Genomic DNA, 19,607 nt, shown 5'->3' with positions numbered 1-19,607 from the left:
AAAGCAAAGCGCAGATTGTATAAGGGGGAGTTAGGGCATGAATACCCGCTGGAAAGAGAAGCTTAGGCGCAACGGGTTTGGGTGGGCGCTTGTATTGCCATCACTTCTGTTTCTTGGCATGTTCACTTATTATCCGATGCTTAAATCGGCATGGCTCAGTCTGTTTGAGCAGAATTTGGCTGTTCGTACTCCCGTATTTGTCGGAATGGACAACTATAAGGCATTGCTGCATGATCCTATTTTTGTTGAAGTGTTCAAAAATAATATTTGGTTCGCTATCGGTACGGTTCCAGTGTCCATGGCGCTGGCCTTTGTCATGGCATTATTTGCAGATAAAGCGATCCGGGGCAAGAGCTTGGTCCGGGTTGCTTTTTTCTACCCGAATATGATTCCAATGATCGCCGCTGCGAGCATTTGGCTGTTTCTTTATATGCCTCAGTTTGGCTTGTTTGCCCGGTTTGCTACCTGGTTCGCAGGCAGTGAGGTGAATCTGCTCGGCAATCCGGATACGGTGCTAGGCTCGCTGATCGTAATGACCGTCTGGAAGGAGGCGGGATACTTCATGATCTTTTACCTGGCTGGCATGCAGCAGATTCCGAAAGATTTATACGAGTCAGCCTCGGTAGACGGAATCAGCGCGTGGACGCAGCAGTTGCGAATCACCATTCCACTGACGATGCCTACGACGCTGTTTGTCACTGTTGTGGCGATTACGAATGCGTTTAAATGGGTGGACCATCTGTGGATGATGACCAAGGGAGGGCCGGATCATGCCAGCAGTCTGCTGTTGTATTACATCTATGAGACGACCTTTAGTTACAATGACCAGGGGATGGCAGCGGCCATGACCGTGGTAATGATCGTTCTGCTCCTGATTATATCCTGTCTTCAGTTTGCCGGATGGGAACGCAAGATTCATTACCAGTAGAATGTGGGGGAGGAGGGACAATCATGAAGAATACAGCCGACCTGTCCTTGTCCGTCAAAACGATGAAGAAGAAGGACAACCTGTCGTTGGACCGGAAGTTCCAATCCGCACGCCGCCGCCGAATCGCCGGACAAGCATTTTGGCATACGATCATGCTGTTGTTTGCTGCCGTGTGGTTGATTCCGTTGGTGTGGATGGTGCGTAATGCCTTTCTTCCCAAAGAGGCTTCCATTGGCGCCGGCTGGTCCTGGCAATTTACGCTGGATAATTTTAGTCGGGTATGGGAAGGGGCACCGTTCGGACAATACATGTGGAATACATTGCTGGTAACCACAGGAATCTTCGCGGTTCAGATTTTCACATTGACACTGGCAGCATATGCGTTCGCACGTGTTGCCTTTGTGGGACGACATATTTTATTCATGCTCTTTCTTGTGCAGATTATGGTACCGGCGGATGTTCTCATTTTCTCCAATTATCAGATCATTAACGAGTTGGGACTGCTGGATACCAAGATCGGGATTATGTTGCCTTATTTCGCCTCTGCCTTCGGCGTCTTTCTGCTAAGGCAAGCCTTCAAGCAGCTTCCCAACGAGCTAGAGGAAGCTGCGCGCGTAGAGGGCTGCTCCTCGCTCGGCATTTTGCTTCGGATTTACATGCCGCTATCAAAGCCCGTCTACCTTTCGTTTGCGATCGTTTCCATCAGCTTCCATTGGAATGATTTTCTCTGGCCGCTCATTGTGACGAATTCCTCGGAGAATCGTCTGCTGACTGTAGGGCTGGCTATGTTTGCGAAATCAACCGAAGCAGGTGCGCAGTGGACGGATGTCAGTGCAGCTACGCTAATCGTGACGGCGCCGATGCTGATTGGCTTTCTGGTGTTCCAGCGGCAATTTATCAGCAGTTTTATGCATTCGGGCATCAAAGGATAAGGGAGAGATCGAGGATGAGATTAATTGTAATGGGGGATTTGCATTATCCTGCTCAGTTAGTTGAGGCAGATGACCAGATGATTGAGGCAAGGGATGCTTTTTATACAGCGTATTTGGCAGAGTTTCTGGACTTCTCGGCTGACTATCATATATCTATTGGTGACCTGACACATGCCGGTGAACCTTTGGAATTCGATTTTATTATGAGCAAAGTTCAAAAGGTGCTACCGCAAGGGAGATTTCTGTACGCACTGGGCAACCATGATACCCATGCCTGTTCCAAGGCCGAGCTTGAAGCCACAACCGGACAGAAGCGTTATCTGGTCATTGAAGAAGACGAGGCGGTCCTGTTGGTGCTGGATACTGCCGGCGAGAATGCCGACCACTGGGGCGGCATGATTGATGAAGAACAGATGGATTGGCTACGCGGGCAGATGAACATGTATGGACAGAAGACGCTACTCGTATTTGCCCATCATCCTGTATACGATACAACAGCCAGATCAACAGAGCCGATGATGTCTATTGATCCGGAACTCGATCTATGGTCTGTCTTGAAGGAGCATCAAGGTCAGGGTGTTTACTTTAACGGACACAATCATGTTCAGTCTGTCATCCAGCGAGACCAGTGGCATTTTGTACAAATGGCGGCTGTGCCAGACATTCCTGCCGTGCTGCTTGTCAACCTTCAGGACCAGCAGATGAGCATTCATACGGTTGAGCTGCAAGGCGTGTGCTATCAGGAGCTGGCGAGGACGTTTGCCAAAGGGTTGTATGACTATGAGCCGCATCCTGATGCCAAAGGCGATAATCATTCCGCAGAACGGATATTTACGTTATCGTCCGGGAAGAAAGAGATGACGCCATGAGCCGCAGGCGGGTCAGGCTGGCGATTGTCGGGGGCAACCGGGGGGCAAGCTTTTTGAATGCTTTGCATTCTCTGGCTGACCGTATTGATTTGACGGCTACTTGTGATTTGAATGAATTGGTGCTGGAGCAGTGGAAGGGGATTTTTCCAGGAATCAGGACGTACAGCGACTATTCGGAAATGCTGCAGGATGCTTCTATTGATGCGGTATTTGTAATCAGCCCTATGCATATGCATGCTCGACATTCAATTGATGCGCTGAACGCAGGCAAGCATGTGTTAAGTGAAGTCATCGCAGTACAGTCGCTTGAGGAAGCCTGGGAATTGGTTGAGACGGTGGAGCGCACGGGACTGAAATATATGATGTCGGAAAACTACTGCTTCTCCAGGTCCAATCTGACGGTTAATCATATGGCGCAGCAAGGTCTATTCGGTGAGATCACTCATGTGGAGGGTGGCTATATTCATGATTTGCGTCATCTGATTCATCACCCGAACGGCTCGTTAACCTGGCGGGGTCAGCTTCACCAGAATTACAACGGAGTCAATTATCCGACACATTCAATTGGACCTGCCGCACAGTGGATTGCACTTAATAAACCCGGAGGGGATCGGCTTAAAAGCATTTCGGCGCAAGTCTCTGAACCGAGAGCGCTGCAGAATTATTTCAGTGAGCAATTTGGCAAGGATCACCCGGCTGCCCGTGAAGGCTACTGGAGCCAGGGGGATTCAGCCGTTGCCGCCCTGAAGACCGAGAAGGGCGTTCTAATTACGCTGCGTATCGACTGGGTCTCCGTCCGGCCACATAATAAAACTCATTATATGCTTCAGGGGACCAAGGGGGCTTACTTGTCGGCGCGTCATCCCTATGAGGAAGATCTCGTATGGCTGCAGAACCGCTCTCCGGTAAACGGGGAGGATGGCTCGGAAGTATGGGAGAAAATGTCCTGTTATCAGCCGGAATATGATCATCCCAAATGGAAGCAGTGGGGGCACTTAGCGGCGGGCACGAAGCATGGCGGTGGTGATTTTCTGGTATTGGAGGAGTTCATCTCTGCAATTCAGGAAGATAGAAGCCCGCTGGTTGATGTATATGACGCCGTGACCTGGAGCTCGGTTTTCTTCCTTTCCATGGAATCTGTAAAGTTGGGCGGGAATACCGTGACATTTCCGGATTTTAGAGTAAAGGCAGGCTCTAAAGGATGAGGGATGAACGCTCCAAGCTGGTCATGAAAAAGGAAACGTTTGCAGATCTGCCGCAGTTGGACATACCGGAAGGCTACAAGCTCAGATCATTTCACCCCGGTGACGTTACAGAATGGGAGCATGTGATCCGCATTTCCTTTGCGAGGGAAATTGCCTTCGGTGACAAGATTGGTTTCCAGCCGCCATTTATGCCGGAGAAGATTCTGTTTCTCTGTTATGAGGGACTCGCTGTCGCCACTGCTGTAGCCTGGGAGAAAGAGGATGGCGATATCAACTGTGGATATCTGCATATGGTCGGCGCTCTGCCGGGGCACTCCGGGAAAGGGCTTGGGTATACCATTGCACTGGCGGCCTTGCACCGGATGAGAGAAGAGGGTAAACAAGCGGCCCTGCTTGAAACCGATGACTTCAGGCTCCCGGCCATTTCTATTTATCTCCGATTGGGATTTGTTCCTTTACTTGTGGAGGAAGAGCATAGTGGTCGTTGGGAAAGGATATTCAACGAACTGATGAGTTAGTGTATAATGAATCCGCTTCCTCACATTCCTTGTTGTATTTTTTCGACGCATCTCGTACAATTTGGTGAAGTAATTCTGCATTGCGTTAATGTGCATGTGGAATTGTAACCTTACAACAAGAAGATGTACACACGAAAAGGGGAATGTCGTTTGGAATCAAAGCAGCTATCTAGAGGGCTAAAGCCCAGGCACGTTGAACTGATTGCGCTTGGAGGCACCATCGGTGTTGGATTGTTTATGGGATCGGCAAGTACGATCAAGTGGGCAGGTCCTTCGGTGCTGTTAGCTTATTTGCTGGCTGGAATCATTATCTTTTTTGTCATGCGGATTATGGGGGAAATGCTGATACAGGAACCTGTAACGGGTTCGTTTGCCACATTTGCTCATAAATATATTAGCCCGCTTGCGGGGTTTCTGACTGCCTGGAGCTATTGGTTTCTATGGGTTACGGTTGGTATGGCGGAAGTCACGGCAATCGGGATTTATGTGGGCTACTGGTTCCCCGATATACCACAATGGCTGCCTGCATTGGCTGGCGTGCTTATTATTGCGGCGGCGAATTTGGCAGCTGTGAAGTTTTACGGCGAGTTTGAGTTCTGGTTTGCCTTAATTAAGGTGACAGCGATTGTCTTTATGATCGTAATCGGAACCGGGCTGATCTTCTTCGGTCTGGGAAATGGCGGCGAGCCGATTGGATTGTCGAATCTGGTGAGTCACGGAGGATTTTTCCCCGGGGGTCTTAAAGGATTTTTATTTGCCCTGTGTATCGTAACGGCTGCCTATCAGGGCGTCGAAATGGTAGGAATTACGGCAGGCGAAGCGGAGAATCCGAAGGTCACGCTGCGTAAAGCAATCAAAAACATCGTGTGGCGTATTCTCATTTTTTACGTCGGGGCGATCTTTGTCATCGTGACATTGTATCCTTGGAATGAAGTTGGAGAAACGGGAAGTCCGTTTGTACTGACGTTTGCTAAAGTCGGAATTGTGGCTGCTGCGGGGATTATAAACTTCGTGGTGCTTACCGCCGCGATGTCGGGATGTAACAGTGGAATCTATAGTGCAGGACGCATGCTTTATACGCTTGCGGAGAATGGACAAGCACCGGCCTTTTTCAAAAAGCTGTCCAAAGGCGGGGTTCCCCGCAACAGTATTATCATCACGATTTCTTTGTTACTGATCGGTGTGGTGCTGAACTACCTGATGCCGGATTCCAAACTGTTCCTGTATATCTATAGTGCAAGTGTGCTTCCGGGTATGGTTCCGTGGTTCGCACTCGCTTTCAGTCAATTCAGATTTCGTAAGCGTTGGGGCAACGAGATGGGAGACCACACCTTTAAGTCCAAATGGTTCCCAATAAGCAACTACATCATCATCGTATATCTGACACTTGTTATTATTGGTATGGCATTTAACCCGGATACGCGGTTACCGCTGATTGTCGGGGCTACATTTATGGCGATCGTTGTAATCGGATATTTCGTATTTGGCATAGGGAAAAAACAGCGGGTAGATGGAGGCGAAGATCACTAGCCTCGACTCAAAGATAAGAGGGTACTGTACTCGTAATGGCAAGGTGTATAATTTCCCTGTCAACTTATATGTAAGATCATACATGCATTCCTTGAATACATCGGAGACCTTCGGGAGATCCAGTGTCATACAGGGAGTGCATTTTTTTATTTTTCAAAATTTATACTTGAATCTCCTGTTACTGGAGGTTTTATGATTGGGAATAGAAGAGCTGCTACACGATATCGTTCAAATTCAATTGTGGCAGAGAAGGGGGCAAGGAAAGATGAGGACATTAGAATGGATTTATCTTATTTTCAATGTCGTAATGCTGGTGTGGTTGATTGGGGGACGGAATAAACCTCGGAACATGGTGTGGGGAGGATTGATCATATCGGGCGTATTGTTGTTGGTTCATGGGGTGATTGAGGGATTGCGTTGGCCCATGATTCCGGCGTATCTGCTCACACTGGTTCCACTGATTGTGTTGTTCGCTAAGGCGTCCACATCAACCGTGGTGCGGAAATTCGGACGAGTTCGAATCATTGGAACATCCCTGTTGGTATTGGTATACGCTGCTGCGACCATTGGGCTACCGCTTCTGTTCCCGGTATTTTCGTTTGATAAACCAACAGGACCTTACGGGATTGGTACAGTATCCTACGATTGGACGGATGAGAGCCGGGAGGAACTGTTGACGAGTACAGCCGGGGACAAAAGGGAACTCATGGTTCAGATCTGGTACCCGACGGATAAAGACACGAAGGGAACAACGGCTCCGTATGTGAATGATCCGAAAGTCTATGCAACAGCCTTTAATGATGTGCTGAAGCTGCCAAAGCTTTTATTTTCGAGCCTAAGTGTAGTCAAAACCCATGCTATTCAGGAGGCATCATTGTCTGATGCGGAAGCCAAGTATCCGGTCATCCTTTTCTCTCATGGCCTGAATGGCTATGAAAACCAAAATACGTTCCAGGTGGAGCAGCTGGTCAGCCGAGGTTATATAGTTGTGGGCATTAATCATACGTACAGCAGCCTTGTCTCCGTGTTCCCGGATGGGCGTGTGGCGCAGTTTGAGTCCGAGGGCAAGGAAGGTTTCGATCAGCTGCAATTCAGTTATATGGACAAGCTCAACGAGACATGGGTGAAGGATGCGCAATTTGTGCTGGATGAAGTGGAAAAGCTGGCTGCAAATGATCCAAACGGGCGTTTTAAAGGTCATATGGATCTGGACAACATCGGCATGTTTGGACATTCATTTGGCGGGGCAACAACAGTACAGATACTGATGGATGATCCTCGTGTCAAAGCAGGCATGAACATGGACGGCGTATTGTTTGGTGAGAAGCGCATCCCTGCTGAAGGTGTGGGCAAACCGTTTCTCATGATGAGCGCGGATACAACCGTTGCAGGTACAAGTGTCATGAGTGACGACGAGATTGCAGCAATGGGCACCACCCGTCCGGAAGCCGAGAAATACTACAAAGAAGTGTATGCACGTTATGAACCATTGACCGCGGGAGGAAACTACTGGATGGAGCTGAGGAATACCAAACATCTGAGCTTCTCGGACCTCTATCTGATATCTCCCATTCTCGAATGGTCACAGGGTGTAGATGCAAAGGGAGCACACCATATCGTAAACGATACAACGATCGATTTCTTCAACCACTATCTGAAAGGACAATCGCTCCAGTTGGACAGTGAAGTGGGAGAACATACATCCTATTCATTGAAAAAAGGTTGAACGTACAAATGGAAGAAGACTGAAATTCAGTCTTCTTCCATTTGTTTTAATCGCAGACGCATGCCTTCCTGCAATAGATTAATGCCGTCTACGATCTGACTCCATTCGGGATTCACGGTCTTGCAGAGCTTGTTAAAACGAAGGATGCGCTCTGTTACAGAGTCGAGCATATATCGAGCCTGTTTGCGAAAAAATGCTTCCGGATCTCCAGCATGTTCAATACTGGCGTACATCATCACAAAATCCCACACCATGCTCTGCACTGCAGGGCTATCTAACGGCCAACGTTTCTCCATAGCTTCGGTGGCACGAATGCGGAGGGTCTCCATTTTTTTCACCCAGGCGTCTGCCTCAATCTGTGGATGATTCGCCATAGTGAAGAAGGGAAGTTCGAGACGGGCCAGATCGGCGATGTAGGCGGGATCGTTGATGATTTCCTGGACTTCCTTCCATGCCAGTGTTTGCTGGGCAGACAGCTTCGTTTCTTTCATCATGTATTTGTCGAAAAAATGCAGAAACGAAATTCTCCATTCGTGCGGAATGCCGTCTAGCAGATGAGATTCTTCCATTTTGGTGGAAACGAATTGTTTTCTTTTTTGGGCATTGGCGGTCAGCGAATCCACCAGACTTGAAACATAGGTAAGGGACTGTCCGGAATGGAGAGTATCTTCTGCTTCATGCTGTTTGGCTTGTTGCAGAATGGAGAGCATAGAATTCATTGTTCCGATCTGGGTTTCCAAGGCTTCGATCTGTAAGTCCAACGCCTGTGACACTCCAAGTTCACCGGACATCAGCTTGCGAATATCCGATATGCCAAAATTCAAATAGCGAAGCGTTGTGATCAGCTCCAGGCGCCACACGTCTTGCGGTGTATAGAGGCGGTGACCGCCTTCCGTATGAAAAGAGGGCCGGAGCAACTCGATTTCATCGTAATAACGAATCGTTTTGACAGTCGAGCCGATCATTTTGGCAGCTTCACCGATTGAATAAGTATCTTTGCTTTGATTCAATGAAATCACCTCAGCATCTATTATACAACCTCCAGCCACTGGAGATTCAAAGTCGAAAGGTTTGACATGGAAATGTTCAGAGCCAGTTTAAATTCCGCCCATCTCGGTTACAAAGGAAAGAGTGCAACTTTTATGAAAACAACATAATAAAATAAATAATTCCGAGGAGGAATTGAACATGGCTAATCAAGACCAGCACACCATGCAAGATCCGACGACACAATATCCGAAGGCAACACCAGATTGGAAACAGCAGCAGGAGGAGCCGGGGCTTCAGCGGGAAATGACTCCTGTTCCTGATGCGGGTGAGAAAAGCTATAAAGGCAGCGGGCGTCTGACCGGACGCAAAGCTGTTGTAACCGGAGCAGACAGCGGAATTGGTCGGGCAGCAGCCATTGCTTTTGCTCGTGAAGGCGCGGATGTCGTTCTGGCTTACCTTCCTGAGGAAGAAGCCGATGCGAAGGAAGTGGTTAAGCTGATCGAAGAAGCAGGCCGCAAGGCTGTTGCTATTCCAGGTGACCTCAAGGATGAGAAATACTGCGAAGAACTCATTGAGTCTGCTGTAAAAGAGCTCGGCGGGATCGATATTCTTGCCAACGTGGCAGGGAAACAGCAGTTTGTTGAACAGATTGCCGACCTGACCACAGAACAATTTGATGCGACATTCAAAACCAATGTCTATTCGATGTTCTGGCTCTGTAAAGCAGCTGTAAAACACATGAAAGCAGGCAGCTCCATCATTAACACGTCTTCTATTCAAGCATACAAGCCATCTCCAATCCTGCTGGATTATGCGACAACGAAGGCAGCAATCAACACATTCAGCAAAGCGCTGGCTCAACAAGTCGGCAGCAAAGGCATTCGTGTGAATGTCGTCGCACCAGGTCCGGTATGGACACCACTGCAGGTCGTTGGTGGACAGCCCGTAGAGAAGCTTGCTGATTTCGGCTCCAATACTCCGCTTGGTCGTGCAGGACAGCCTGCGGAAATGGCGCCTGCGTTTGTGTTCCTGGCGAGCCAGGAATCCAGCTATGTGAGCGGTGAGACATTGAACGCCAATGGCGGTACAGTTAGTCCGTAATATTGGGATATAGGAAGGTACTACGTCCAGAAAGGGCGGAGTGCCTTCTTTTTTTATGAAAAATTTAATAAATGTCGACTCACTATTATAAATTAAATTCGTACTTGAAGTTGCGGAAAAATTAGTAAATGATAATTCCTTCTGGTAAAATGCATGATAAAACGAAAAATGGAGTGGATCGGATGACGCGAGAACAGATTGTCAGAACTTTTTTTGAAGAAGTGCGCTCGGGTCGCAATCTTGATTATGCCAATACACTGATGGCCGAGCAGGTACTGGCTCACCAGGTTATCTCGGAAGAGGAAGTGACAGTCACAAGAACGCCCTCCGTCTACGCGGATCCTGTGAGGGAAATGATGGAGGCGTACGGAGATTTTTCGCTGCAGATTCAGGAGTTGCTTGCACAGGGAGATAAAGTTTATGTACGCTGGAGACAAGTGGGTACTCATGTCGGAGAAGTGGATGGATATGCGCCCACCCACCTGCCAGTGATTGAAATTGCGAGTGCGGTATATCGGGTGGAGAATGAGCGAATTGCAGAATACTGGATTCAGATTGACAGGCTGGGAATCGAAAAACAATTGGAGCGCAATCAGAGCTGAGAACCAGCTATTAATTTATTATTTATATTGCTCGAATCCAAAGTCCGATCTAGATCAGACCTTGGATTCCTTGAATCTATACCAGTAGGTATAGATTTCCGAGAAGCCAAGCTTGGCATACAGTTTTAATGCGGGTACATTATTAGCAACTACTTGCAGGTAACTGGAGGTAGCGCCATTCTCTTTTCCCCAATGCAACAGATGAAGGATCATTTGCTCGGCCAATCCCCGATTCCGAAAGTTAGTGTCCGTAATGATGTCATACAATCCAATATAGCCTCGTTCCACCACACCGAATCCACAAGCAACGACTTGTCCGTCGATGAACAGCGAGATGAAACCTGTGCGCGTACGGATATTGTTCAACATTAGTTCCATCGTTTCCCGATGCATATCATTCAGCTGATTCAATCTGCAAAAGTGATCCAGCCACTCTCCGGTTAACTGTTCGTCCATTTTTACATCAGAGTGCTCAGGCTCCTTAATGGTTTCCAGGCTCCGGGTTTGAACCCGGCTCAGATCCACAACATCATACCCCTTGTCATGCAAAAGCTGGTCGAGATGATCCGGCTGGATAAACGGCGTAATTTTGAATATGGTACTTAATTGATTGGAAGCGTAGATAAGCTCGCATTGCTCGATCTTTTCATGAACATCCAGGGTAGAGTAGTGGATAGGTTGAATGGAGTTGGCACGCTTCGTGTATCCCTGTGCAAAACGCAGTACCCATCCGTCAAAAAGCAAGGTGGATAAGGGCTGCCAATGGTTGAGCGATAGTTCCTCAATGGTTTTATAATCCGGATTCGATGTAGGGGTCATATCTATCCTCCTATCTTATAATTTGATAATAATACATATTTATGAATAAAAATTCAATAAAAGAATTATAATTCGCTGAACATTATGCATGGAGTTACTGAATAGGTTACAATCTGAATGAATAAATCAGAATTTTGACATTGAAATATTGGAAGAAGTGGAGCAGGTTATGCTAACTATTGAAATAAACAATCATCCTATTACCTGTCATATTGAATATGGTAAACGCAAGAAAGTCTCCATCACAATGGATTTGCCTTATATGGTCACAATCAAGGCTCCCAATGGCACCAGTGAAGAAATGATTCAACAACTTGTGGAGCAGCATGGGGAAGTAATTTTGACAAAATCAGCTCTGATGCAGCAGGCGTTGGACGGTCCTCAAGCGAAAGAATATGAAGAGGCAGGCAAAGGAAAGTTTCTGCTCTTTGGCAAAGAACATGCGCTGCATGAGTTAATTGACGTAGAGGGATGTTCGGAAGAGGATTTGCGTGCGAATCTGAAGAAGTTTTATTTTGCCGAGTGTAAAAGAATGATCGGCGAACGCATCGGCCGTTACCAGCAGGCGTTGAAGGTAAAGCCGAAGTCTGTGGATATCGTGGAATCGGCGACCAAGTGGGGAAGCTGCAGTTGGGATAAAAAGCTGACGTTTAACTACCGCTTGGCGATGGCTCCACTAGAGGTGATTGATTACGTGATTATTCATGAGTTATGCCACATCCATCATATGAATCATGATCGTTCGTTCTGGCGCCGAGTGGGCAGTATTATGCCTGACTACAAAGCCAAGGAGGATTATCTAATGCGAAATGGCCGAGCCATGACGTTGTGAAAAATGCCCATACCACGAATGGACGTGGTGGAAGGAGTTCAAGATGTCAGAGAGTACCTCTTTTGATGTGCTGGTAGATAAATATATCTCGCAATTTCCTTCGGATGTACAGGTCAAATTACAATCATTAAGACAGATTATTAGCAATTCCGCTCCGAATGCCGTGGAGAAGATCAGTTACAAGATGCCAACGTATGCAGAGCACGGAAACTTGGTTCATTTTGCAGCTTACTCCAAGCATATCGGATTTTATCCGGGTGCCAGTGGGATCGAAGCGTTTAAGGAAGAACTCTCACGGTATAAAGGAGCCAAAGGATCGGTGCAATTTCCCTTGGATCAACCATTGCCAGAAGAATTGATTCGCCGGATCGTGGAATTTCGGGTGCGAGCGAATGTGGAAAAGTCTCGGGAAAAGAAACGAAAGAAGTAGTGGATGGTACCGTAAATATATGCACGAGTATAAGGAATTGTATGAGGATTAACACGGTTTTATATGTGACTTCAAAGATTTGAGTATGGTATAATTAGAGCAGATTAGACGTAAAATGCTCAGAGAGCCGTGCTGGTAACACGACTCTCTGAGCAATAGCCGCTTTTAAGGGCGGTGGGCTTCGCTTAGATAGATGACCATAAATAGATCGCATTCCTTGCTATGGGGGGCGGTCTATTTGCGTTTATCGGACAGAATGGCAACGATGAGCGTACCGAAGGTAAGCATTAGAATGTAAGAAGCTATGGCGTCAGAATCTGTGTATATGTAACTCGCTCATTAGTTGCAGGGCCCTTGTAAATAAATCTCTCTTTCCAGAAGTGTTTGCATAGAAAATTGAGTATCTTCATATAAAAAAATGGTCTGATTCAGATGTTCAGGTAAAGCTTGGCGAATGGTATGAAAATAATGATCAGATTCTTCAGATAGTTGGGTATAATCAGGCTGCGTGTGAGACAAATTGTTGTATAATAACTCTAAGCGCGTTCGGATTAACGGTTCTGCCAAAGATTCCAGAGATTCTATCATGCATTCTCCTACTTTCTATGAATTGAACTATAGAGATTTAATAACTCATATAGTTATGATAACTCGATTAGTTATTAACGTAAAGAGTTACTATATTTTATGTTAAGGGATGTTTTCAGATGATCAAATTCACTCTCGAACAAGTTCTGAAGGATAAGGGTATGTCTATGTATGCTTTGGCTAAAAAAACAGGAGTTCGTCCGAATACCATTGGACAATGGGTAACGGATAGCGGTTTTGAAGTCAAGTCGATCACAATCGACACCCTTGAGAAAATTTGTGTAGCACTGGAATGTCAGCCAGGCGACCTAATCAAGTATATTGACTAGAAGTCATGTTTAATAGGCAATACCAGGCTGGGGGTACACTTTTACAATCATGGCGTTATACCTGTTTGTTTGGAGGAGAACATGTATGATTAAGATTCATTTATCTCGAATTATGGCAGAGAAAAGAATTAACATTGCCGATTTATCCCGACTAACCGGACTACATAGAAATGGGATTGCCAAATTATATAATGAGGAAACAGATGGCGTGAAGTTCGATACGCTGAATCGAATTTGAGAGGCTTTGGATTGTGAGATCCAGGATATTATTGAGTTTATTAAGGAAGAGAAGTGATCTTCAACGATTAGCTTAAGCCCATATACTCTTTTTGAAAAATAGACATACGGACCGTTACCTTATCCAAGGGACGGTCTTTTTTGTGCTTGAAATCATCCCCCAATGAGCATTCTTAATCACGAATCTGAATTCAGCCTTTTTTCAGGTAGAGGCATTATACTATTCCCGAATCCTGTACTGGAAAAGGAGTTTTGGCATGTCTAAGGTGATCCATAAGTCGCTTTATCTCATTCTGCTTGTTTTTGTCGGAATGTTTATCGTTTCGTCTCTGTTTGTCCGGGCACAGTACAACTACACCTTGTACGGGGATAATCCGATTCTGGGCACGCAGCAGTGGAGTATTTTTATCCCGGTGATTGCATTGCTTCTTGTATCTGGTGTCTTGCTATACCGCCTTTGCTTGAAGCTGAACAAATTTAACCCGAAGGTTGTTATTCCGGTAGTGCTGCTATGTTCTATGGCCATTCAAGTCGTAATTATCTTTGTATTTCCACGAGTGCCCACGGATGATTCACAGACGGTGCTTTCGCTCGCGATGAACATGCTCTACGATCAGGATTATTCTTCGTTTGAAACAGGAGGATATCTGCACATGTTCCCGTTCAACTTTTCTACCGTCTTGTATCTAAAAACATTGCTGTACCTGTTCCTGGATAATTATCTGGTGATCAAGCTGTCCAATATTTTGTTCTCAGCCGTAACGACATTAATGATTTATCTCATTTATAAACAGTTAAATAACAAGTCCACGGAACGTGATTACGGGGTTCTGATCTTCGCGGCGACGTATCTGCCATCCCTGTTCCTGAACAACCTGATCTATAACGATGTGATTGCCACGGCATTTCTCACGTCTTGTTTATACTTTTTGATCCGGTTTATACGTGAAAAATCTTGGCAAACCATCATAATTGCCGCCATTCTGCTCGCGATTGGCAACTACTTCCGAAGCGTCGGCGTGATTGTGCTGATCGCCGCCATTTTAACCATTCTACTGAATATGAGAAGTATTGGATTTAAGAAATTATTTACCTCCATTTTCGTGCTAGCTATTTTGTTTAACGTCCCAGGGTGGACTCAGAATGCTGTCTTGAAATCTTCAGGTGCTGTAAGTGAGCCTGTTGGGATAAATTCGGCACCGGTCTATATGTGGCTGAACATGGGTATTAATTTGGAACGATTCGGCTTCTGGGACAATATGGAGAGCTACCAGATCTATCAGAGAGAAGCCAATTATAATAAAGCTGAAAGTACAGAACTGTACAAACAGGAGATTGAACGCAAGCTGTCGGAAGCCAGCTTAAGTGACTTGGCGCAGATGTATTACAAAAAGATCATTTGGACCTGGACCGAAGGTACCTACCAAATGGATCGATATGGCATCGGCAACGAAAGCTCCTCGGGTATGGGAGGAGGAAGAGGTGGCGGAATTGCCGGCTCCTACAGTTATACCAATGCGGTAACAGACTTATTCAAGGGAGATTCCGTCTACCGGACGGGGGTGCTTTGGATTGTTTATGTGATGAATTTCATGATGTACTGTTTTATTTTCATTCGCTTGGTCGGTGGGATTCGTGGAAAGAGGTATGACGAAATCTCTTTGATTCTGGTTATTCTCGGATTTATCGGGTTCTATATTTTGTGGGAGATTAAATCGAGGTATATCTACCCCGTATATCCGCTGCTGATTGTATTGTCGTACATGGGATTCAAAGATGCGTATAACTTCATGTTTCATAGAAAACTTGGCTGGGAACGTTCTTCCCTGAGAAAAAGGTGATCCGTATGCGAAAAAATAGTTATCTCACATCGGCTATGCTCTTGCTGCTGACCTGCTCAGTTTTGCTCTCTGCTTGTGATGCTATTACTGCCCAGAACATAACGAATACCGGTTCTGCACAAGGCATGAACGGTGGCGGAATGATGAATGGAGGAGCACAGAGAGGTGGAGGGCAAGGGATGAATGGCAGAACAGGCAGCCCGGACGAGATGCGGGGGATGATGAATGCCGATCTTACAGGCAAAGTGATCTCTGCCACAGGGAGTACCGTCACGATCTCGTTACTTGAGGTGCAGGACAACTCATCCATAGGCTCGACTAATGGAAATGGAAGACAACCAAGCGCCTCCAGAAGCGGGAGTACAGACATGACAGATACGGGCATCGAAATGATATTGAACATCAGTGAGGATGTGGATATCACGGAAGGCATGGGCATGGGTGCCCCGGGTAACAATCAGAGTGCTAATTCATCTATTCAGGTGTCTGATCTGAAAGAGGGAGATGTCATTATGGTTTGGTATAAGGAGAACACCGAGACCGTAGAGCGAATGGTTGTTACACAGTCTTGATTTTCATTGCCTATGATTACTTGATGGAGTATTATGGAAATAACTTGTTTTTCGGAAGGAGTGAGCGTCATGAAACGACGGGCTAAGATGATGCAAAGCGTTACAACAACAATTAAGGTGATTACGAACTGAATAGATCCGGCAGAGCAACGGACACATGGCGAAGCATTTGGTGTTTGCTTATGTGAAGATCTGATTTCTGCCGACATATAGGGATATAACTGCTCATTTTTCCTGGCATGCACGAGGTTTATTTGCTTATGCAAGTAAACCCGTGTATCCAGAATTTTTAAAGCCGCAGGCATAGCCTGCGGCTTTTTGCGCGCAAAAATAGGATTCGGAACTCTAAAAACGTTCTACATTAAACGACCACTAAGGAGATATGCCCATGTTAAAACTGAAATATTTATTCCATAATAACGATCTCGCCGAGATGATTTTGAAAAACTGGAGTTATGATCCGGAGTCACTGGACATGTTCCAGTATTATCGTATATCCTCCAATGCCGTGTATCCGTTCAGGGATCAGGGGAAGGTTCACTTGCTTCGTTTTGCCCCGGTAGAGGAGAAAAATCAAACCAATCTTGCAGCGGAGCTGGAGTTTCTGTCCTATCTTAAACTAAACCAATATGGTGTCATGGAAGCTGTAGCTTCCCATGCAGGAAAAGAGTTGGTAGAGGCTCATACGCCTTGGGGAATGTATTATGCCTCCGTATTCAAACGAGTTCCCGGTAACCAGATAGGTAGTATCGATTTAAATGACCAGATCGTGTATAGCTTTGGTGAGGCATTGGGTAAGCTGCATGGTTTATCCCGCGAATACAGACCCAAACAGGCGACACGCTGGACTTATACCGACGTACTGGATTGGATTAAGGACGTGCTGGAGGAGTTCCCCGGCGAGACTGCGGCGCTCAATGAGGTAGAAGTTCTCCGGGATTGTTTTGCAGATTGGCCCATTACACAGCAGAACTTCGGGTTAATTCATTATGACTTTGAACTGGATAATGTCTTCTATGACGAGGAGAGTCATTCCTGTTACGCCATTGACTTCGATGACGCTATGTACCACTGGTACGCAATGGATGTGGAGCAGAGTCTCGATAGTTTACAGGAGGAAATCCAGCCGGAGCAATGGGAGAAGAAGAAGCGAATATTCCTGCAAGGATATTGGGCAGAAGCAGGAGACACCTATGATATGGAGTCGATGTTCCCTGCATGCCGTCGCTTTGCCAATCTGTACGGTTACGTACGTGTGCTTCGATCTGGAGCAGAACAATGGGCGCATGAGCCGGAATGGATGAGTGGATTAAGAGCAAGGTTGGATATAGCGATGGCAGAAAAAGCAAAGCAATTCGGTAAGCAGTAGAACCTACAACTACCGCCCAATTAACCCTGCTTACTTTTTCGGTCGAGATGATTAAGCTTAAATCAGGTATCCACACAAGCACAACGAAATAATGATTGATTTTTTATTCGTCTCCATTGTAACATTAGATTAAGCGCTATACCTTTTATTAGAACATCAATGTTGGATTACATGGTCAAGTGGAAACCGGCAAGCAGTTTCACCAATTGAATGAAGAGGAAGGTCATAACGAACATGGACGACAAAAAGCTAATTATCTTTTTTGACAGCGGCGATACCATCGTTGATGAATCGACCGAGATTCGGGACGAAGAAGGAATTGTTCTCACTGCGGATCTGATTCCGGGTGCGGATATCACGATTCAAAAGCTTCATGAACAAGGGTACACGCTAGCTCTGGTTGCTGACGGCGATGCACAATCCTTCAAGAACGTATTTAAGCAGCATGGACTTCATGATTATTTTAGCGCAATGATTATTTCGGAAAATATTAAAGCCAGCAAGCCAAGCCCGCGGATGTTCAAGGCAGCAATTGGAGCTCTTGATTTGTCCGAAGGGGATTTTTCCAGAACAGTGATGATTGGCAATAACCTGAGTCGTGATATGAAGGGAGCCAACGCACTTGGCATCACCAGCATCTTTCAGAGCTGGACGCCGCGTTATCCCCATGAGCCGGTGGATGAGACAGAACGTCCGACTCACACGGTCGGTGAACCGCTGGAGTTGCTTGAACTTATTGAACGGCTGAATGCCGAGGTCAAATAAATAAATGTGTGATTGCCATGCCCTGGAGCAGAAGGATAGAATGTCATTCAACCTTCTGCTCCAGGGCTATTTTTACTTTTTTACATGAGAAAATGATAGAATGATCGTAAAATCCGGAACTGGGGTAGGTGTTCACATGGAAGAACCACATCGGAAGCCGTTGTTGTACTTGCAAACTGCCGATTTGGTGATGGAAGAAATCCGTAGCCGGAAATTGCAGCCACATGATCCCGTACCGTCGGAAGGCGAGCTCGCCAAACTGTATTCGGTCAGTCGTATGACGGCCAAGCTTGCGCTGCAAATTTTGGAGAAACAAGGCATTGTCTATCGGTTGGCTCGGCGGGGCACATTTCTATCGGGTGATTATTTAGGCGGCCCGCCCAAGGAGCTCTTAACGGGTAATATAACTACAGACGAGAAGATTATAAAGCGAAAAATTGCCTTATTGTTCCCCAATATGGATGATTATGTGGCCAGAATTATAGCATCCGTCGAGCAGGAAGCACGTAAATGCGGGTGTCAGCTGCTCATTCGGATCACTACGGATAAAGAGGATGAGAGCTTCTGCCTGCAAGAGCTGTACGAAGAAGGAATCGATGGAATTATTCTGTTCCCCCGGGGAAGAACTCGTTGCAGCGAAAAGGTGCTGGAGCTTAATCTGCTAAACTATCCACTGGTAATCATCGATCGAATCTTCCGTGAGGTCAATATTGATTGTGTGTACCATGACCATTATCAGGGAGCCTATAACTTGACGGAATATTTGATCGATAGAGGACATCGGGAGATTGGATATATCTCCATGCCGTTTGATGGAGTGACGAGCCGGGAGGACCGCTATAAGGGATATGTACAAGCCATGTTGGACTATGCACTGCCTGTCAATGGTCGCAATATTTGCCTGGATTGTGCAGAGGATTACATGCTTAACCTGAATGGGGCGAATCTCCAGCTCAAGCATTTCATTCAAAGTAATCCCGCAATGACAGCTGTTGTATGTGCGGATGATTATATCGCGACTTCCTGTTTGTATACGGCCTTGTCCATCCACAAGCGGGTACCTGAAGAGCTGTCCATTATTGGTTTTTCCGATATCCAGTTGGCGAGTCTTTTGCCCGTTCCGCTGACTACGGCAAGACAAACCACAGAGAAGCTTGGACAAGCAGCAGTGAATTTGCTGTGCAAACGTATGGAGAATTCCCGAGAAGGAGCGCTATCAATCAAGGTAAACACAACCATTATCGAACGAAGCTCCGTACGAAATCTTAATCCATAAACATTGATATGGTTCCGCTCATTTAAGCCTTTCTTATCTTGATTTAATGATAAGGGAGGTTTTCTTTGTATATCAGTGACATATATAATTTGTTATCTTGTTCAAACTCTGAGAATACATGATATGTTATATTCGTCGTTTTTTTATG

19 protein-coding genes and 1 pseudogene are annotated in these 19,607 nt (G+C 46.2%); 18 read left to right on the top strand and 2 right to left on the bottom strand.

What is annotated here, in order from left to right; translation table 11 throughout:
* Positions 1–37: 37 nt before the first annotated feature.
* The 7 genes from AMS66_RS02445 (at position 38) to AMS66_RS02415 (ending at position 7,708) form a co-directional block, all read left to right on the top strand.
* Complete coding sequence (locus tag AMS66_RS02445; RefSeq protein WP_053779279.1) at positions 38–928, top strand: carbohydrate ABC transporter permease; 891 nt, start codon at positions 38–40, stop codon at positions 926–928.
* Positions 929–1,080: 152 nt separating this feature from the next.
* Complete coding sequence (locus AMS66_RS02440) at positions 1,081–1,860, top strand: carbohydrate ABC transporter permease (RefSeq protein WP_053779319.1); 780 nt, start codon at positions 1,081–1,083, stop codon at positions 1,858–1,860.
* A gap of 14 nt (positions 1,861–1,874) precedes the next feature.
* On the top strand, positions 1,875–2,729 hold the full coding sequence (locus AMS66_RS02435) for a metallophosphoesterase family protein (RefSeq protein ID WP_053779278.1): 855 nt from the start codon (positions 1,875–1,877) through the stop codon (positions 2,727–2,729).
* The gene (locus AMS66_RS02430; protein WP_053779277.1) at positions 2,726–3,934 is read left to right on the top strand and encodes a Gfo/Idh/MocA family oxidoreductase; all 1,209 of its coding nucleotides are present in this window, start codon (positions 2,726–2,728) and stop codon (positions 3,932–3,934) included. Before AMS66_RS02435 ends, AMS66_RS02430 begins: the two co-directional genes overlap by 4 nt.
* Positions 3,931–4,452 (top strand): GNAT family N-acetyltransferase, encoded by a 522-nt coding sequence (locus AMS66_RS02425; RefSeq protein WP_053779276.1) that lies wholly within the window; start codon positions 3,931–3,933, stop codon positions 4,450–4,452. Before AMS66_RS02430 ends, AMS66_RS02425 begins: the two co-directional genes overlap by 4 nt.
* A gap of 150 nt (positions 4,453–4,602) precedes the next feature.
* A complete protein-coding gene (locus AMS66_RS02420) occupies positions 4,603–5,982 on the top strand; it encodes an amino acid permease (protein WP_053779275.1) in 1,380 nt (459 codons plus the stop codon).
* Between the two features lie 265 nt (positions 5,983–6,247).
* Positions 6,248–7,708 carry an alpha/beta hydrolase family protein gene (locus AMS66_RS02415; protein ID WP_053779274.1) on the top strand — a complete coding sequence of 487 codons (1,461 nt, stop codon included), beginning with the start codon at positions 6,248–6,250 and terminating at the stop codon, positions 7,706–7,708.
* 26 nt (positions 7,709–7,734) lie between these two features.
* Here AMS66_RS02415 and AMS66_RS02410 read toward each other — a convergent pair whose 3' ends face one another.
* Positions 7,735–8,718 carry a MerR family transcriptional regulator gene (locus AMS66_RS02410; RefSeq protein WP_053779273.1) on the bottom strand — a complete coding sequence of 328 codons (984 nt, stop codon included), beginning with the start codon at positions 8,716–8,718 and terminating at the stop codon, positions 7,735–7,737.
* A gap of 178 nt (positions 8,719–8,896) precedes the next feature.
* Here AMS66_RS02410 and AMS66_RS02405 point away from each other — a divergent pair, with 178 nt between their 5' ends.
* Positions 8,897–9,799, top strand: coding sequence for an SDR family oxidoreductase (locus tag AMS66_RS02405; protein ID WP_053779272.1), 903 nt, complete (start codon positions 8,897–8,899; stop codon positions 9,797–9,799).
* A gap of 182 nt (positions 9,800–9,981) precedes the next feature.
* Positions 9,982–10,401: an ester cyclase gene (locus AMS66_RS02400; protein ID WP_053779318.1), complete on the top strand. Its 420-nt coding sequence runs from the start codon at positions 9,982–9,984 to the stop codon at positions 10,399–10,401.
* Between the two features lie 54 nt (positions 10,402–10,455).
* Here AMS66_RS02400 and AMS66_RS02395 read toward each other — a convergent pair whose 3' ends face one another.
* Entirely contained in the window at positions 10,456–11,220 is a 765-nt protein-coding gene (locus AMS66_RS02395; RefSeq protein WP_053779271.1) for a GNAT family N-acetyltransferase, read from the bottom strand.
* Between the two features lie 169 nt (positions 11,221–11,389).
* Here AMS66_RS02395 and AMS66_RS02390 point away from each other — a divergent pair, with 169 nt between their 5' ends.
* From AMS66_RS02390 to AMS66_RS02345, 9 genes and pseudogenes are all read left to right on the top strand, one after another.
* Positions 11,390–12,052, top strand: coding sequence for a M48 family metallopeptidase (locus AMS66_RS02390; protein WP_053779270.1), 663 nt, complete (start codon positions 11,390–11,392; stop codon positions 12,050–12,052).
* Between the two features lie 43 nt (positions 12,053–12,095).
* Positions 12,096–12,482: an iron chaperone gene (locus AMS66_RS02385; RefSeq protein WP_053779269.1), complete on the top strand. Its 387-nt coding sequence runs from the start codon at positions 12,096–12,098 to the stop codon at positions 12,480–12,482.
* 707 nt (positions 12,483–13,189) lie between these two features.
* Complete coding sequence (locus AMS66_RS02375; RefSeq protein ID WP_053779267.1) at positions 13,190–13,399, top strand: helix-turn-helix domain-containing protein; 210 nt, start codon at positions 13,190–13,192, stop codon at positions 13,397–13,399.
* 85 nt (positions 13,400–13,484) lie between these two features.
* Positions 13,485–13,634: pseudogene (locus tag AMS66_RS02370) on the top strand (helix-turn-helix domain-containing protein); the annotation flags it as partial.
* A gap of 259 nt (positions 13,635–13,893) precedes the next feature.
* Complete coding sequence (locus AMS66_RS02365) at positions 13,894–15,477, top strand: glycosyltransferase family 39 protein (protein ID WP_053779265.1); 1,584 nt, start codon at positions 13,894–13,896, stop codon at positions 15,475–15,477.
* Positions 15,478–15,482: 5 nt separating this feature from the next.
* The gene (locus AMS66_RS02360; protein ID WP_053779264.1) at positions 15,483–16,049 is read left to right on the top strand and encodes a hypothetical protein; all 567 of its coding nucleotides are present in this window, start codon (positions 15,483–15,485) and stop codon (positions 16,047–16,049) included.
* Between the two features lie 388 nt (positions 16,050–16,437).
* The gene (locus AMS66_RS02355; RefSeq protein WP_053779263.1) at positions 16,438–17,418 is read left to right on the top strand and encodes a phosphotransferase enzyme family protein; all 981 of its coding nucleotides are present in this window, start codon (positions 16,438–16,440) and stop codon (positions 17,416–17,418) included.
* Positions 17,419–17,652: 234 nt separating this feature from the next.
* Positions 17,653–18,183 carry an HAD family hydrolase gene (locus tag AMS66_RS02350; protein ID WP_053779262.1) on the top strand — a complete coding sequence of 177 codons (531 nt, stop codon included), beginning with the start codon at positions 17,653–17,655 and terminating at the stop codon, positions 18,181–18,183.
* A gap of 100 nt (positions 18,184–18,283) precedes the next feature.
* The gene (locus AMS66_RS02345) at positions 18,284–19,459 is read left to right on the top strand and encodes a GntR family transcriptional regulator (RefSeq protein ID WP_236703091.1); all 1,176 of its coding nucleotides are present in this window, start codon (positions 18,284–18,286) and stop codon (positions 19,457–19,459) included.
* The last annotated feature ends 148 nt before the right edge of the window (positions 19,460–19,607 follow it).

Origin of the sequence: Paenibacillus xylanivorans (assembly GCF_001280595.1) — a bacterium.
Lineage (GTDB): Bacteria > Bacillota > Bacilli > Paenibacillales > Paenibacillaceae > Paenibacillus > Paenibacillus xylanivorans.
This window is presented reverse-complemented; position numbering and strand designations above follow the sequence as displayed.